Source organism: Bradyrhizobium sp. ISRA464 (genome assembly GCF_029910095.1).
Classification (GTDB): domain Bacteria; phylum Pseudomonadota; class Alphaproteobacteria; order Rhizobiales; family Xanthobacteraceae; genus Bradyrhizobium.
This window is the reverse complement of the sequence record NZ_CP094526.1, coordinates 1695430-1709773: the sequence shown is the minus strand read 5'-3', so window position 1 is coordinate 1709773 and position 14344 is coordinate 1695430. Positions and strand designations below refer to the sequence as shown.

Below are 14344 nucleotides of genomic sequence, written 5' to 3'. Positions count from 1 at the left end.
CGGCACTTGACAATGTTACTGACCGGTACGTATACACGCCGCACCTCAATACGTACCGGTAAGTAACATGACCAGCACCCCGCTTCAACCCGCCCCCGTGCCGAGACGGCCGTTCGGCCAGAACTACGCGTTTGTCGTCGTCGCCGTGATCTTCCTTGCGCTGCTTGCTTCGGCGGGCCTGCGCGCGACGCCGGGCGTGCTGATGCTGCCGCTGCAACAGGCGTTCGGCTGGAATGTCGGCGTGATCTCGTCGTCCGCTGCGATCGGCATCTTCCTCTACGGCCTCGCGGGCCCATTCGCTGCGGCCGTGATGCAGCGCTTCGGCATCCGCCGCACGGTGCTGGGCGCACTCATGCTGATGGCGGCGTCGACCGGCGCCAGCACTTTCATGACCGCGCCGTGGCAACTGTTCCTGACATGGGGGCTGCTCTCCGGCATCGGCTCGGGCGCGGTCGCCAACGTGCTCGGCGCCACCATCGTCAATCGCTGGTTCACCACCAATCGGGGCCTCGTGATGGGGCTTTTGACGGCGAGCACCGCGACCGGCACGCTGATCTTCATGCCGGGCCTTGCGGCGCTGGTGGCATGGGGCGGCTGGAGGCCGGTGGTGCTGACGGTGGCGGCGTGCTGCGCGGTGCTGATTCCGCTGGTCTATTTCCTGGTGCCCGAGCGGCCGGCGTCGGTCGGCCTGCGCTCGTTCGGCAGCCTCAATGACGATCAGCCGGCGTCGCCCGCGCAAGGCAATCCGTTCACCGCCGCATTCAGCAACCTCGCGCGCGCCGCGACGACGCGGGCGTTCTGGTTCCTGTTCGCCACCTTCTTCATCTGCGGCTTCACCACCAACGGTCTGGTCGGCACCCACCTGATCGCGTTCTGCGGCGACCATGGCATCGTTGAGGTGCAGGCGGCGAGCCTGCTGGCGCTGATGGGGTTCTTCGACCTGTTCGGCACCACGCTCTCCGGCTGGCTCACCGACCGTTTCGATCCGCGAAAGTTGCTGTTCTTCTATTACGGACTGCGCGGCCTGTCGCTGATCTACCTGCCCTACTCGGATTTCTCGCTTGTCAGCCTGTCGGTGTTCGCGGTGTTCTATGGTCTCGACTGGATCGCGACCGTGCCGCCCACGGTGCGCATCGCCAATGAAGCATTCGGCGACAAGAACGCGCCGCTGGTGTTCGGCTGGGTGGTCGCCGGCCATCAGCTCGGCGCCGCTAGCGCTGCGTTCTTCGCCGGCTTCATGCGCTCCGCGCAGGGCGATTATCTGCAAGCCTTCATGATCGCAGGCTTGACCGGCATCGTCGCGGCCGTCCTGTCGCTGATGATCGCCCGGCGGCCGGCGCAGCCGGTGCTCGCCGCGGCGTGAGGACGCGCAGGCGGCGGTGCGGGACACCAGCATTTTGGGATGAAGTGGCGCTCCCTAGGGAACTGCGGAATGCTACTTGTGTCAATAACTTAACTGAAAGTTTGGGGAAATCGACCTCCATTGATTTCCAATGCTTTTCAGCAAAGTACCCCAAACCGCCTTTAATAGTGCCGATTGCGGTGCCGCTCGTCTACTGAGACGAGGTGTCAGAGCCCGCGCTGCGCAAATTTTCAACGGCCTTCTTTCTCAATTCTATCAAGTCAGGATGATTGATGGTCTCCACAATTTTTTCGACAGGAATAACGATAGCAATGCCGGTATGTACCCCGTCTCTCAACCGGTCGTCTTCGGTAACCACATCTTCGTTTAAATTCTTCACATCGAAATGGCCGTGAACCATCCCGAGCAGCGCCATCGGCTGCAAACACACCGTCCTTTTTGAGAGGGCATTCGACAATTCAAACCCTTGATCCGCGTTCGCAAAAACGGGAGAGCCACTTAGACCTCCCACAGAACGGGCCTCTACTAGGTAGGCTTTGATATCGCCGGCGCGGGTGGACACAGGCTCGCCAGGCAGCATTGAGATGTTCCCGACACGCACAATTGGCACATTACGCTTTTGTCCAAAATGACTGCGAAACAGACCGATTATAGATATCTGCCCGCCGCGCCCCATATGGCGTCTTTTGAATTCTTCTTGGGGTAAAAACCCATCTTCTTTTTCGTTCAGTGCAATAGAAACAGTATCGATGCCGACCACATTGCCTTGATCATCTTGAAGCGCGTTCGCTCTGAAAGGCATTACGGCAACATCTGCGGCTTCCTGTGCATTGTTTGGATGAAATCGAAACTCGGTCGCATCTACCTGAAACTCAGCAACTCCATCACTTAGTAGATTGACGCGCACGAAGATATCGTTGTTGGTCCTAACTAACCCGGCTATGACGTGCTCGGCAGTAACCAGATGCGTGAGGCTGATCTGGTCCTCAATCCAGTCGACAAAAAATCCGGTGGCGCGCGGTTGAAACCGCCCATCCTTCATTACGCCTATGAAGGCAACACATTTCAAAGCAGCATCAGAAATGTTCATATTGGTGCACCATTCAACTTTGGGTGCGCTTCGGCGCCCCAGAACTGTTGCCCTACGTCTAGAGACGATCAAGCGCGCTTGCGCGCTGGGTGCCGAGCAGACCGAGTTGCGACTGCACGGCAAACGCGTGTTGAAGCGCCAGCGGATCAAGATCAGGCGTTTAAGAGAGCGGAGTGAACGTATTGTAAGGCGTGAGCAGCGCTCGTTGTTGCGTAGCACGGCGGTTCGCGTATTTGCTGCTTACGTAGCCCTACGGAAAAAGAGCAGGCGGTCAGCAAGCCGCAGCCAAAGGTCTGCGTCTCCATCTTTTGAACGAGTATGGCAAGTTGCCAACCGACTGGCGTGCCTGAGTGTGCCAGCTACAGCCGTTCGGCTGTATCGGCCCAAGGCCAGAGGCGGCTTTAGAATTGTCTACGATTTCGATGAGTTTGGTGCTGCGAAACAGGAAATTGTTTTGTATGCCCTCCAGCCCTTTGCAGGCATCCGCCCGTTAGGTTTCGATCTGACGCGCGGACAACTGGCTGCCTGCGAAGAACTCCTCAAAGGTATGAACTCCGCTCCAGCCGGAACGCGGTTCATACAATTCGACGTCAGAGATTGCTATGGCTCTATCTCGGTCGAATGGTTGAGGAGCAGATTGCCTCTGTCCCGGGCGATAATAGATGGCGTTGTATTACAACAGGGCTATCGTATCATTGATCGGAGTAGGGTGCCAGTTCGCCCGTCTGTTTCTAGCTGTACAGAAACAATAGCGGGCGAAGCAAACGTTGACGACCAGCGCGGCGTTCTCCAACGGGGAATTCTGCAAGGCTCGGCGGTCTCTCCTGTGATTGCCGACATGACGATGATCGATGTGCTTCGCAGCGCAGCCAGAGATCACCATTTCGCGCCAAAGTAAAACTAATTCCGAAAGAGTGGGCTGTCGCGGAAGGATCTCTAGCAACACGGTGGAGAAGGCGTCGTAGCCGGCGTTCAAGCGATGCGCCAGTTTCTCCCAAATTAGCGAAGGTCCTTTTTCCAAATTGCATCGTTTACAACAACAACGCAGATTGTCGGGGTCATTCGTCCCTAAGTGACGGGGCACAACGTGGTCAACACTGGGGCCATTGGGCACATAACCCAAGCTGCGCAATTGTTGAGGGGTTTCCTGACCGCACAGATAGCAGCGATATCCATCTCGTTCGAAAATAGCGGTTCGGTCCACCTCGACTGGACGCAAGCCAGCAATTGTATAATCGCAGTACTTCGAACAATGCGCCCGCCGATGTGCGAAGACTACGGATGGCGGCGCTCCGGGCATTGCGATCTCCCGCGAAACGTCAGGCACGAACCTAGTTCCGCAGTATTGGCATTCACGCGGCTGCTCATCGGGCATGCCGTCATGCCACACCACACGTCGATGGGGCGCCTTTTTGAAGCGCTGGAAATTCGGCACCAAACAGCGCGCGGCCTACGAGCTGATGCTGAATGTCGGCACAGCACGCGGCGATACGCACCTGACCACTTGGGTGCAGGCCGATGCCGATGACTTTGAATACACCCGGCGCAAGACTGGCGTCCCCGTTGTCGTTGAGAAGGCGATGTCGCTTAAGGAGGCGCTGGACGCACTGCCACGAAAACACGTTTGCATTCTCACGACGGAATACGGCAAGCCATTCACCGTCGACGGCTTCAGCGGCTGGATGCGCGACGCGATGGATGAGGCTGGCCTGCCGCTCGACTGCCGACCGCACGGTCTACGCAAGACGTTTGGACGCCTCCTCGCCGATGCTGGCGCGACTGCACACGAGATCATGGCAGCGATGGGCCATCTCACTCTTGCTGAAGCTGAACGCTACACGCGTGAGGCCGATCGGCGTCGCGGTGGACGCCGCGCGATCCTGAAACTTGAGGACCACAAGGCGAACAGAATGCCCCAAACCCGTTCTGCAGGTTTGGGGAAACCGCCAAAAAGCTGAGAGAGATCAACGCGCGGAGAGCCCGGCTGGCGCTCCCTAGGGGAATCGAACCCCTGTTTCAGCCTTGAGAGGGCCGCGTCCTAACCGCTAGACGAAGGGAGCGTTGAGAGGCAAGGCAATAGCCTTGAAATCGGCCTGCCGCAAGATGCCTTGTGCATTGCGGCGGGGGTTTTGTCGCCATGCTTTGCGGCCCGCTGGGGCCATTTCGGCGCCGAAGGCCCCTTCCCGGCCTCCCGCCCCCTTGCCTCTCCCCGGGTACCGCCGGAATACCGCCCGGCCGATCCGAGCGTAGTTGTATCGATGAAACAACACACGTCATCTGGCGCGGCCCCGGTTTTGACAAACGGCCAATGCAAAATGCCCGTCTGTGAAGTCACGCAACGTCTGATAGCGTTGCCGCCTTCACCATGCTGCGCCGGCAAGGCGCCGACAAGCGAGAGGAGTGCTTGGGACACAGCGCAGACCTTGGCGCATCACAGTTTGGCTCATCAACATCTTGGCAAAACAAACATCAGCGCGGCCGCGGGCGAATGGAAGACGTTCCGCGCCTCACGCCGCTTCGGTCAATAGCTTAAGCAGAGCGAGGACAGACCATGATCAAACTAAAAATCAATGGCCAGGAACAGAACTGGGACGGCGACCCCGATCTCCCGCTACTCTGGTATCTCCGCGACGAAGCCGGCCTGACCGGCACCAAATTCGGCTGCGGCCAGGCACTGTGCGGCGCCTGCACCGTGATCGTCGACAAGCAGGCGGTGCGCTCCTGCATCACCTCGGTCTCCGACGTGGTCGGCCGCGAGGTTACCACCATCGAAGGCCTGCATCCCACCGGCGATCATCCGGTGCAGAAGGCCTGGCGCCAGGTCAATGTTCCCCAATGCGGCTATTGCCAGGCCGGCCAGATCATGCAGGCCGCGGCGCTGCTGAACGACAACCCGAAACCCTCGCACGACCAGATTCGCGAAGCCATGTCGGGCAACATCTGCCGCTGTGGCTGCTATCAGCGCATCGAGAATGCCGTGCACCTCGCTTCGACGGGGGTGTGACATGAATATCTTCACCAATCCCGGCAAGCTTCGTGGCTTCGAGAAGCACGTCAAGGTCGAGAACGTCTCGCGCCGCAGCATCCTGAAGGGCCTCGGCATCGCCGGCAGCTTCGTGCTCGCCGCACCCGTGATGTCGCGCCAGGCCTTCGCCTATGAGACCGGCGCCGGCAAGATGCCGCACGGCGTCGTGGTCGATCCCCGCGTGTTCGTCGCGATCGCGCCGAACGGCGTCGTCACCATCCTGGCGCACCGCTCCGAGATGGGAACCGGCGTCCGCACCAGCCTGCCCCTGATCGTCGCCGAGGAGATGGAGGCCGACTGGTCGCGCGTCCACGTCCAGCAGGCGCATGGCGACGAGGTCAAATACGGCAACCAGGACACCGACGGCTCGCGCAGCACGCGGCACTATCTGATGCCGATGCGCCAGATCGGCGCCTCGGCACGCACGATGCTGGAAGCGGCCGCCGCCAGGAAATGGGGCGTGCCGGCGAGCGAGGTGAAGGCGCAGAACCACGAGGTCGTCCATGGCGCGAGCGGGCGCAAGATCGGCTTCGGCGATCTCGCCGCCGATGCCGCCAAGGAATCGGTGCCTGATATCAACAGCCTCAAGTTGAAGGACCCGAAGGACTTCCGTTACCTCGGCAAGGGCGAGGTCAGCATCGTCGACCTTCACGACATCACCACCGGCAAGGCGCATTACGGCGCCGACATCCGCCTGCCCGGGATGAAATACGCCGTGATCGCGCGCCCGCCGGTGACCGGCGGCAAGGTCAAGTCGTTCGACGACAGCGCCGCGACGAAGGTGCCCGGCGTCGAGAAGGTGATGGAGGTGAAGGGCTGGCCGTGGCCGTCCAAGTTCCAGCCGCTCGGCGGCGTGGCCGTGATCGCGCGCAACACCGGCGCGGCGATCAAGGGGCGCGACGCGCTGAAGGTGGTCTGGGACGACGGCGCCAACGCCAAGTATGACTCGGTCGCCTACCGCGCCACGCTCGAGGAAGCCGCGCGCAAGCCGGGCCTTGTCGTGCGCAAGGAAGGCGATGTCGATGCGGCCCTGAAGAGCGCCGACAAGGTCATCGTCGGCGAGTACTACCTGCCGCATCTCGCCCATGTCAGCATGGAGCCGCCGGTCGCGGTCGCCGACGTCAAGGGCGACAAGGCCGAGATCTGGGCGCCGGTGCAGAGCCCGGGCGGCACGCGCGAGGACGTCGCCAAGACGCTCGGCATCCCCGAGGACAATGTCACCGTCAACGTGACGCTGCTCGGCGGCGGCTTCGGACGCAAATCGAAATGCGATTACGCGATCGAGGCGGCGCTGCTCTCGAAGGAGCTCGGGGCGCCGGTCAAGGTGCAGTGGACCCGTGAGGACGACGTTCATCATGACTTCCTGCACACCGTCTCGGTCGAGCGCATCGAGGCAGGCCTCGACAAGAGCGGCAAGGTGATCGCGTGGCGGCACCGCAGCGTGGCACCGACCATCGCCTCGACCTTCGCGGCCGGCGCCAATCACGAAGCGCCGTTCGAGCTCGGCATGGGCCTGATCGACAACCCGTTCGAGATCGCCAACCTGCAGTGCGAGAATCCGGAAGCCGCCGCATACACGCGCATCGGCTGGTTCCGCTCGGTGTCTAACATCCCGCGGGCGTTCGCGGTGCAATCGATGGTCGGGGAGATCGCGCATGCGACGGGCCGCGACCAGAAGGACATGCTGCTGGAGCTGATCGGAAGCCCGCGGATCGTCAACCTGTCCTCGGTGAAGGATCCCTGGAACTACGGCGAGCCCTATGACAGCTACCCGATCGACACCGCGCGGCTGCGCAAGGTGGTCGAGCTGGTCGCCGAAAAGGGCGAATGGGGACGGTCGTTGCCGAAAGGCCATGGCCTCGGCATCGCCGCGCACCGCTCTTTCGTCAGCTACATCGCGACCATCGTCGAGGTGGCCGTGGACGAGAAAGGCAAGCTCACCGTGCCACGGGTCGACACCGCGATCGATTGCGGCACTTACGTCAATCCGGAACGGATCCAGTCGCAGATCGAGGGCGCCGCGATCATGGGCCTGAGCCTCGCCAAATATGGCGAGATCAGCTTCAAGGACGGCAAGGTGCAGCAGAGCAATTTCGACGATTTCCCGGTGATCCGGATCGACGAGTCGCCTGTGATCACCAACGTCCACATCGTGCCGCCGGCAGCGGGCACGCCGCCAAGCGGCGTCGGCGAGCCCGGCGTGCCGCCGTTCGCACCGGCGCTGATCAACGCGATCTTTGCCGCCACCGGAAAGCGCATCCGCGCACTTCCGATCGGCAAGCAGCTGGAGACGTGAGGGCGGTCGTAGCCGCAATGCAATTGCATCCCCTCTCCCGCTTGCGGGGGAGGGCAATCGCATATGCGGACTATGCGCGCGTTCGCTGCATACAGCTTGGTTAGTCTACCCACCAACTCGTCATGCCCGGGCTTGTGACGGGCATCCACGTCTTTGGTTTCCCACGTGAAGAAAGACGTGGATGGCCGGGACATAGGCGAGCGGAAGCGACGCCGTCCTTCGGACGGCTATGCCCGGCCATGACGACGTGGAAAGAGTCCACTGATGTCAAATGCGATTGCGAGCACGCGGACCGGGAAGCGGCGGTCTCCCCATCCGCCGCTTCCCGCTCGCATCGCCCCCTATCTGCAACGCCCGCGTCGTTACTTCTTGTCGAGGGCAAAGACCCAGACGACGCCGCCTTGCGGCACGTTGTTCTCGAAGCCTGCAACCTTGCCGGCCAGTGCATCCTGGATGCGCTGCGCGTCGACGCCCCAGCCCGACTGGACCGCTATGTATTGCGTGCCGTCGACTTCATAGGTGATCGGCATCGCCATGATGCCGGAGTTGGTCTTCTGCTCCCACAACAGCTCGCCGGTCTTGGCATTGAAGATGCGGAAGAAGCGGTCGTTGGTGCCACCGGCGAGGACGAGGTCGCCGGCTGTCGCAGTCACCGCGCCGAACAGCTGCGAGGTCTTGAAGTCGTGCTGCCAGACCTTCTTGCCGGTCGCCGGGTCCCAGGCCTGCAACTCGCCGAAATGATCGGCGTTGGGCGCCGGCGTCAGCCCGATGTCCTCCGGCTTGGTGCCGAGCCAGAGCTGTCCGGCAACCAGCGGCGTCTTTTCGCCGGTGAATCCGCCGCAGAAATTCTCGTTGGCGGGAACGTAGACGAGCTTGGTGTTCTGGCTGTAGGCCGCCGACGGCCAGTCCTTGCCGCCCCACAGTGACGGACAGAACTCGACCCGCTTGCCAAGCACGGGCTTATGGTCGGGATCGAGGATCGGGCGGCCGGTCTCGGCCTCGATCCCCTTCCACACATTGGTCTTCACGAACGGCCAGCCGGCGACATAGTTGATCTTGTCCGGCTTGCGCTCGAGCACCCAGAAGATCGCGTCACGTCCAGGATGGATCAGGCTCTTGAACGAGCGCCCGTCGCGCTGCAGGTCGACCAGCATCGGCGCGTCGACCTCGTCCCAATCCCAGGAATCGTTCTGGTGATACTGGAAGTGCGTCTTGATCTTTCCGGTCTCGGGGTCGAGCGCGAGCACGGAGCTGGTGTAGAGATTGTCGCCGGGATGCATGCTGCCCGGCCAAGGCGCTGCGTTGCCGACGCCCCAGTAGATCGTCTTGCTGTCCTTGTCGTAGGTGCCGGTCATCCAGGCCGATCCGCCGCCCGACTTCCAGTCGTCGCCGCTCCAGGTGTCGTGGCCCGGCTCGCCCTCGCCGGGAATGGTGAAGGTGCGCCACAGCTCCTTGCCGCTGTTGGCATCGTAGGCGGCGACATAGCCGCGCACGCCGAACTCGCCGCCGGAGCCGCCGACGATCACCTTGCCGTCGACCACGAGCGGCATCAGGGTCATGTACTGACCCTTCCTGTAGTCCTGCACCTTGGTGTCCCAGACCGCCTTGCCGGTCTTGGCATCGAGCGCGACGACGTGATCGTCCGTCGTGGCGAGATAGATCTTGTCTTGCCACAGGCCGACGCCGCGGCTGGTCGGATGCAGCTGGAACAGATCGTCGGGAAGCTGGCGCTTGTAGCGCCAGTATTCCTCTCCGGTCTTGGCGTTGAGCGCGATCACCTGCCCCATCGGGGTCGCGACGAACATCACGCCATTGTTGACGATCGGCGGAGCCTCGTGGCCCTCGAGAACGCCCGTGGAGAAGGTCCAGACCGGCTTGAGGTTCTTGACGTTGGAGGTGTTGATCTGATCGAGCGGACTGTAACCCTGTCCGTCATAGGTCCGGCGATAGAGCATCCAGTTGCCGGGTTCGGGTTTTTCGAGACGCGCTGACGTCACCGGACTGTAGTTTGCGATCGGCCCTGCGACGGCGCAAGTCGAGACGAGACACGTGAACGCGACACAGCCCGACAGTAACCACTGCTTCCTTGTCATGAGATGCTACCTCCCTGCTCCGTTTTATTTTTTCAGTTTAGGTCGTGCAGAAATCCCGGATTCGGCCTCATCCTCCCTGTTGGACACCCACCTTTCCAATGAACGGTGCTGCGACCGTGATGGCGCCGTCGGCGACCGTCACCGGCAACGCCGCAAGGCGCCGTGGCGCCGGCCCGAACACCACCTGCGCATTCTGCCGCGGATCATATTCGGAGTTGTGACAGAGACATTTGAGGACGTTCTTGTCGCCCTGCTCTTGCTTCACCCAGGCGGTGATCGGACATCCGGCATGCGAGCAGATGATGGAGTAGCAGACGATGCCATCGGAAGCGCGGGCGCGCGTGGCGTCGTCCAGTTCATTCGGATCGAGCTTGACGAGCACGACCTCGTTCAGCCGCGAGCCGTTGCGGACGACGGAGCTTTTTGGATCCTTCGGCCAGGCGCGGACCGGCGGTCCGCCGAGCGTCAAATCATCCGCCTTGATGATTTCACCCGCCTTGTCGCCTTCGGCGCGCACCAGCACGTCGGCCTTTTGCGGTCGTTCACTGGCACCGGGCTGCTCATCGTCCGCCGCGGCAGGTTCGATCGCCGCAAGACAGGTGCAACTCGCCAGTGCCGTCAGGAGCAGCGAGCGACGTGTCCGGTCTACGCAACAAGCGGCCGGTTCGGAATCACCGATTTGCTCGACGGAAGCGTTGGGATTGGACTCCGACATGACACAAGCTGAACGTGCAACTCGGCCGAAAAGATGGCGGCACACGTTCTAGATGTGACAACGCAGGTGCAAAAATTCTATGCAGCTTCTGGTTGATCGATTGCCGGCCGCTCGCGAACGCCTCGCTCAAGGTTCGGCGACGAAGGTCAGCCTGCCGACAGGTTTCAGCGTCTTTGCATCAAATGTGCGGATCTCGGTGGTGCCGCCTATATCAAGCGTCACGACCAACCGTTCGCCGGCAACGCCGGTGGAGACGATCCGGGCGCCTTTCGGCAGCGCAGCGGTGACATCGGATACGGATACGGGGCTTCCCTCGCCGCGATAAAGGCGGTAGCCGATGGCAATCAACACGACGGCCACGGCCAGTGCCGAGGTCAGGCCCGCGATCAGCATCATCCGCCGCACCCGCGCAATCAGTGCGGCCTGCTCGGGGGTCGGTTCAGTCACGGCGGTGTCGGTCATCACAAGGCTCTTCTTTGCAACAGGTCTCTTCGAATGGCGGTCGGAAGCTGGAGGTCATCGTCGCGGGCGACGAGGGCTCGGCGCGGCTTGACCGCGTGCTGGCGCAGCGCACCCCCGAGCTGTCGCGGTCCCGGCTGAAGGCGCTGATCCTCGCCGGTTCTGTGACCGTCAAGGACGCCGCCGTCCGCGACCCTGCTTATCATGTCGCCAAGGGCGATACGATCATAATCGACGTTCCGGAGGCGGTCCCGGCCGAGCCTCAGGCCGAGGACATCGCGCTCGACATCGTGTTCGAGGACGACGACATCATCGTCATCGACAAGCCGAAGGGCCTCGTCGTGCACCCCGCAGCCGGCCACGCCACGGGAACGCTGGTCAATGCGCTGATCGCCCATTGCGGCACCAGCCTGTCCGGTATCGGCGGCGTCAAGCGACCGGGCATCGTGCACCGCCTCGACAAGGACACGACGGGGCTGATGGTCGTCGCCAAGAACGACCAGGCGCATCAATCGTTGACCGCGCAGTTCGCCGACCACGGTCGCACCGGGCCGATGCGGCGCGGCTACATGGCGTTCGCCTGGGGCGTGCCGAGCCGGCCTCACGGCACCATCGACGCTCCGATCGACCGTCACCCGCATGCCCGCGAGAAAATGGCAGTGCGCCAGGGCGGCCGCGAGGCGATTACCCATTTCGAGCTGCAGCAGAGCTTCGCGGGGCGCGACGGCAAGCCGGTCGCTTCGCTGCTGGCCTGCCAGCTCGAGACCGGACGAACCCATCAGATCCGGGTACACCTCGCCCATATCGGGCACCCCCTGCTGGGGGACGCGGTTTACGGCCCCCATTTCAAGACCAAGGCCGGACACCTCGGTCCCGAGGCGCGGGCGGCGCTGACCGCCCTGGACCGGCAGGCGCTGCATGCCTATCTCTTGGCTTTGGAACACCCGCGAACCGGGGAATTTTTGCATTGGGAGACGCCTCTGCCGGAGGACATGCTTCTCCTGCGGCGGGCGCTGGAAGCGGCGGTATGACGCACCCTCTGCAAAAAAATCCAGTCATGACAGCAGGTTATAGCTGGCACACGGGGACGTGACGTCAGCAATCCTTCCCTATCACGGACAATTTGGTGTATGTTGCACCTGCGTTGAATATCCAACGCGGAACATCGCAGCATGGCCGGCTTTAACCCAGCGGCCACCTGCCGGGCTCGCCGCTATCGGGGGCCTGAACCACTGGAGGGCGCAAGTAATGGCCCGTACAGCTACGTTACCGGTTCTCAACGGAGAATCCGGTCTTTCTCGATACCTTGCCGAGATCCGCAAGTTCCCCATGCTGGAACCCCAGCAGGAGTACATGCTCGCCAAGCGTTGGCGCGAGCATGACGATCGCGACGCGGCGCATAAGCTTGTCACCAGCCACCTCAGGCTCGTGGCCAAGATCGCCATGGGCTATCGCGGCTACGGTCTGCCGATCTCCGAGGTCGTCTCGGAAGGCAATGTCGGCCTGATGCAGGCGGTGAAGCGATTCGAGCCCGAGAAGGGCTTCCGTCTCGCCACCTACGCCATGTGGTGGATCAAGGCGTCGATACAAGAGTACATCCTGCGATCCTGGTCGCTCGTGAAGATGGGCACCACCGCAAACCAGAAGAAGCTGTTCTTCAACCTGCGCAAGGCGAAGAGCAAGATCTCCGCTCTGGAAGAGGGTGACCTCCACCCCGACCAGGTGAAGCTGATTGCCAAGCGCCTCGGCGTGACCGATCAGGACGTGATCGAGATGAACCGCCGCCTCGGCGGCGACGCCTCGCTCAACGCCCCGATCCGCGACGACGGCGAAGCCGGCGAATGGCAGGACTGGCTGGTCGACAACTCACCCAACGCCGAGGCCATGATGGCCGAGAGCGAGGAGTTCGATCATCGCCGGCAGGCCCTGAACGGTGCGATCGGCGTGCTCAACCCGCGCGAACGCCGCATCTTCGAGGCGCGGCGCCTGGCGGACGAGCCGATGACGCTGGAAGACCTTGCCGCCGAGTTCGGCGTGTCGCGCGAGCGGGTGCGGCAGATCGAGGTCCGCGCCTTTGAAAAGGTGCAGTCGGCCGTCAAGGGCACGATCGCCAAGCAGGAAGCAGCTCTGGAGGCCGCGCACTAAGCGCGCCGCCACAAGCCAACAGATACGAAAGCCGGCGGCAACGCCGGCTTTTTGTTTTTGCAAAGTGATGCCGAGGAATGTCCCGCATTAGCCTCTGGAAGCGGACAAAAGAGGCGTTCTTGGTCATGTCGGCTAAGGGCCATAGGACTAAACCGCTCACGCGGTAGGGCGCTGGGGCTGGCGACGCAGCCAAGACGATAGCGCGACGGGGCGTCCTGTTTTGAGATGAGGGGTTCGCAACCTTCACTCAAAACAGGAGCATCCCCAATGACCAAGCAGGCCATCAGTCCGTTGCGCCAGCGCATGATCGAAGACATGGCGATCCGCAAGTTCGCGCCCAAGACCCAACACGACTACGTGCAAAGGGTCAAGGACTTCGCGGTATTCCTCGGCCGCTCGCCCGACCTGGCCCAGTCGGAGGACGTGCGCGGCTTTCGGCTGCATCTGGCGTCGAACGGCGCCGGCGCGCCAAAGATCAACGCCACCGTCTCGGCGCTGCGGTTCTTCTTCAATGTGACGCTCGATCGGCCCGAGCTTGCCAAGCACCTGTCGTTCATGCACGAGCCACGCAAGGTTCCGGTTGTTCTCAGCCCGGAAGAGGTTGCGCGCTTTCTGGAGGCGGCGCCGAGCATCAAATACAAGGCGGCGCTCAGTGTCGCTTACGGTGCAGGGTTGCGTGTCTCTGAGGTCGTCGCGTTGAAGGTATCCGACATCGATTCCGAACGCATGATGCTGCGCGTCGAGCAGGGCAAAGGCCGCAAGGATCGCCACGCGATGCTTTCCCCTGTGCTGCTCGAACTTCTGCGCGATTGGTACCGCATTTCCCGCCCGCAGGGCTGGCTGTTTCCGGGACTGAAGCCGGCCAGCCCGATGACGACGCGCCAGCTCACGCGCGCCTGCCACGCGGCGGCCCACATGGCCGAGATCGCCAAGCGGGTGACGCCGCACACCCTGCGCCACAGCTTCGCGACCCACCTGCTCGAGCAGAACATTGATATTCGGGTGATCCAGGTCCTGTTGGGCCACGCCAAGCTCGAGACCACGGCGCTCTATACCCGCGTCGCCACCAACACCATCCGCGAGGTCATGAGCCCGCTGGATCACCTCACCCCGCTCCGCGCCAAGCGAGACGAGCCGCCTGCCTGACGCGCAGGCCGC

General features: G+C 62.4%; 12 protein-coding genes and 1 tRNA gene. 8 read left to right on the top strand and 5 right to left on the bottom strand.

What is annotated here, in order from left to right; genetic code table 11:
• Positions 1–67 precede the first annotated feature (67 nt).
• On the top strand, positions 68–1363 hold the full coding sequence (locus MTX19_RS08060) for an MFS transporter (protein WP_280983158.1): 1296 nt from the start codon (positions 68–70) through the stop codon (positions 1361–1363).
• Positions 1364–1553: 190 nt separating this feature from the next.
• Here MTX19_RS08060 and MTX19_RS08055 read toward each other — a convergent pair whose 3' ends face one another.
• Complete coding sequence (locus MTX19_RS08055) at positions 1554–2453, bottom strand: hypothetical protein (protein WP_280983157.1); 900 nt, start codon at positions 2451–2453, stop codon at positions 1554–1556.
• Here MTX19_RS08055 and MTX19_RS08050 point away from each other — a divergent pair.
• Together MTX19_RS08050 and MTX19_RS08045 are read left to right on the top strand one after the other, a co-directional pair.
• Complete coding sequence (locus MTX19_RS08050; protein ID WP_280983156.1) at positions 2446–3351, top strand: hypothetical protein; 906 nt, start codon at positions 2446–2448, stop codon at positions 3349–3351. The two genes, MTX19_RS08055 and MTX19_RS08050, sit on opposite strands and share 8 nt — an antisense overlap.
• 514 nt (positions 3352–3865) lie before the next feature.
• Positions 3866–4411, top strand: a complete 546-nt coding sequence (locus tag MTX19_RS08045; RefSeq protein ID WP_280983155.1) for a tyrosine-type recombinase/integrase — start codon at positions 3866–3868, stop codon at positions 4409–4411.
• Between the two features lie 27 nt (positions 4412–4438).
• Here MTX19_RS08045 and MTX19_RS08040 read toward each other — a convergent pair.
• Positions 4439–4513 (bottom strand) — tRNA-Glu (locus tag MTX19_RS08040).
• Between the two features lie 491 nt (positions 4514–5004).
• Here MTX19_RS08040 and MTX19_RS08035 point away from each other — a divergent pair.
• Both MTX19_RS08035 and MTX19_RS08030 read left to right on the top strand, forming a co-directional pair.
• A complete protein-coding gene (locus tag MTX19_RS08035) occupies positions 5005–5457 on the top strand; it encodes a (2Fe-2S)-binding protein (protein WP_280975939.1) in 453 nt (150 codons plus the stop codon).
• A 1-nt stretch (position 5458) separates the two neighbouring features.
• Positions 5459–7774, top strand: a complete 2316-nt coding sequence (locus MTX19_RS08030) for a molybdopterin cofactor-binding domain-containing protein (protein ID WP_280985917.1) — start codon at positions 5459–5461, stop codon at positions 7772–7774.
• A 362-nt stretch (positions 7775–8136) separates the two neighbouring features.
• Here MTX19_RS08030 and MTX19_RS08025 read toward each other — a convergent pair whose 3' ends face one another.
• The 3 genes from MTX19_RS08025 to MTX19_RS08015 all read right to left on the bottom strand — a co-directional run bounded on the left by MTX19_RS08025 (position 8137) and on the right by MTX19_RS08015 (position 11044).
• On the bottom strand, positions 8137–9867 hold the full coding sequence (locus MTX19_RS08025) for a methanol/ethanol family PQQ-dependent dehydrogenase (RefSeq protein WP_280983153.1): 1731 nt from the start codon (positions 9865–9867) through the stop codon (positions 8137–8139).
• A gap of 67 nt (positions 9868–9934) precedes the next feature.
• Complete coding sequence (locus tag MTX19_RS08020; RefSeq protein ID WP_280983152.1) at positions 9935–10582, bottom strand: Rieske 2Fe-2S domain-containing protein; 648 nt, start codon at positions 10580–10582, stop codon at positions 9935–9937.
• Positions 10583–10708: 126 nt separating this feature from the next.
• Complete coding sequence (locus tag MTX19_RS08015; protein ID WP_280983151.1) at positions 10709–11044, bottom strand: hypothetical protein; 336 nt, start codon at positions 11042–11044, stop codon at positions 10709–10711.
• 47 nt (positions 11045–11091) lie between these two features.
• Here MTX19_RS08015 and MTX19_RS08010 point away from each other — a divergent pair, with 47 nt between their 5' ends.
• The 3 genes from MTX19_RS08010 to MTX19_RS08000 all read left to right on the top strand — a co-directional run bounded on the left by MTX19_RS08010 (position 11092) and on the right by MTX19_RS08000 (position 14332).
• The gene (locus tag MTX19_RS08010; protein ID WP_280977994.1) at positions 11092–12072 is read left to right on the top strand and encodes an RluA family pseudouridine synthase; all 981 of its coding nucleotides are present in this window, start codon (positions 11092–11094) and stop codon (positions 12070–12072) included.
• Positions 12073–12289: 217 nt separating this feature from the next.
• On the top strand, positions 12290–13186 hold the full coding sequence (rpoH, locus tag MTX19_RS08005) for an RNA polymerase sigma factor RpoH (RefSeq protein WP_280984726.1): 897 nt from the start codon (positions 12290–12292) through the stop codon (positions 13184–13186).
• Between the two features lie 267 nt (positions 13187–13453).
• Complete coding sequence (locus tag MTX19_RS08000) at positions 13454–14332, top strand: tyrosine-type recombinase/integrase (RefSeq protein ID WP_280979743.1); 879 nt, start codon at positions 13454–13456, stop codon at positions 14330–14332.
• Positions 14333–14344 lie beyond the last annotated feature (12 nt).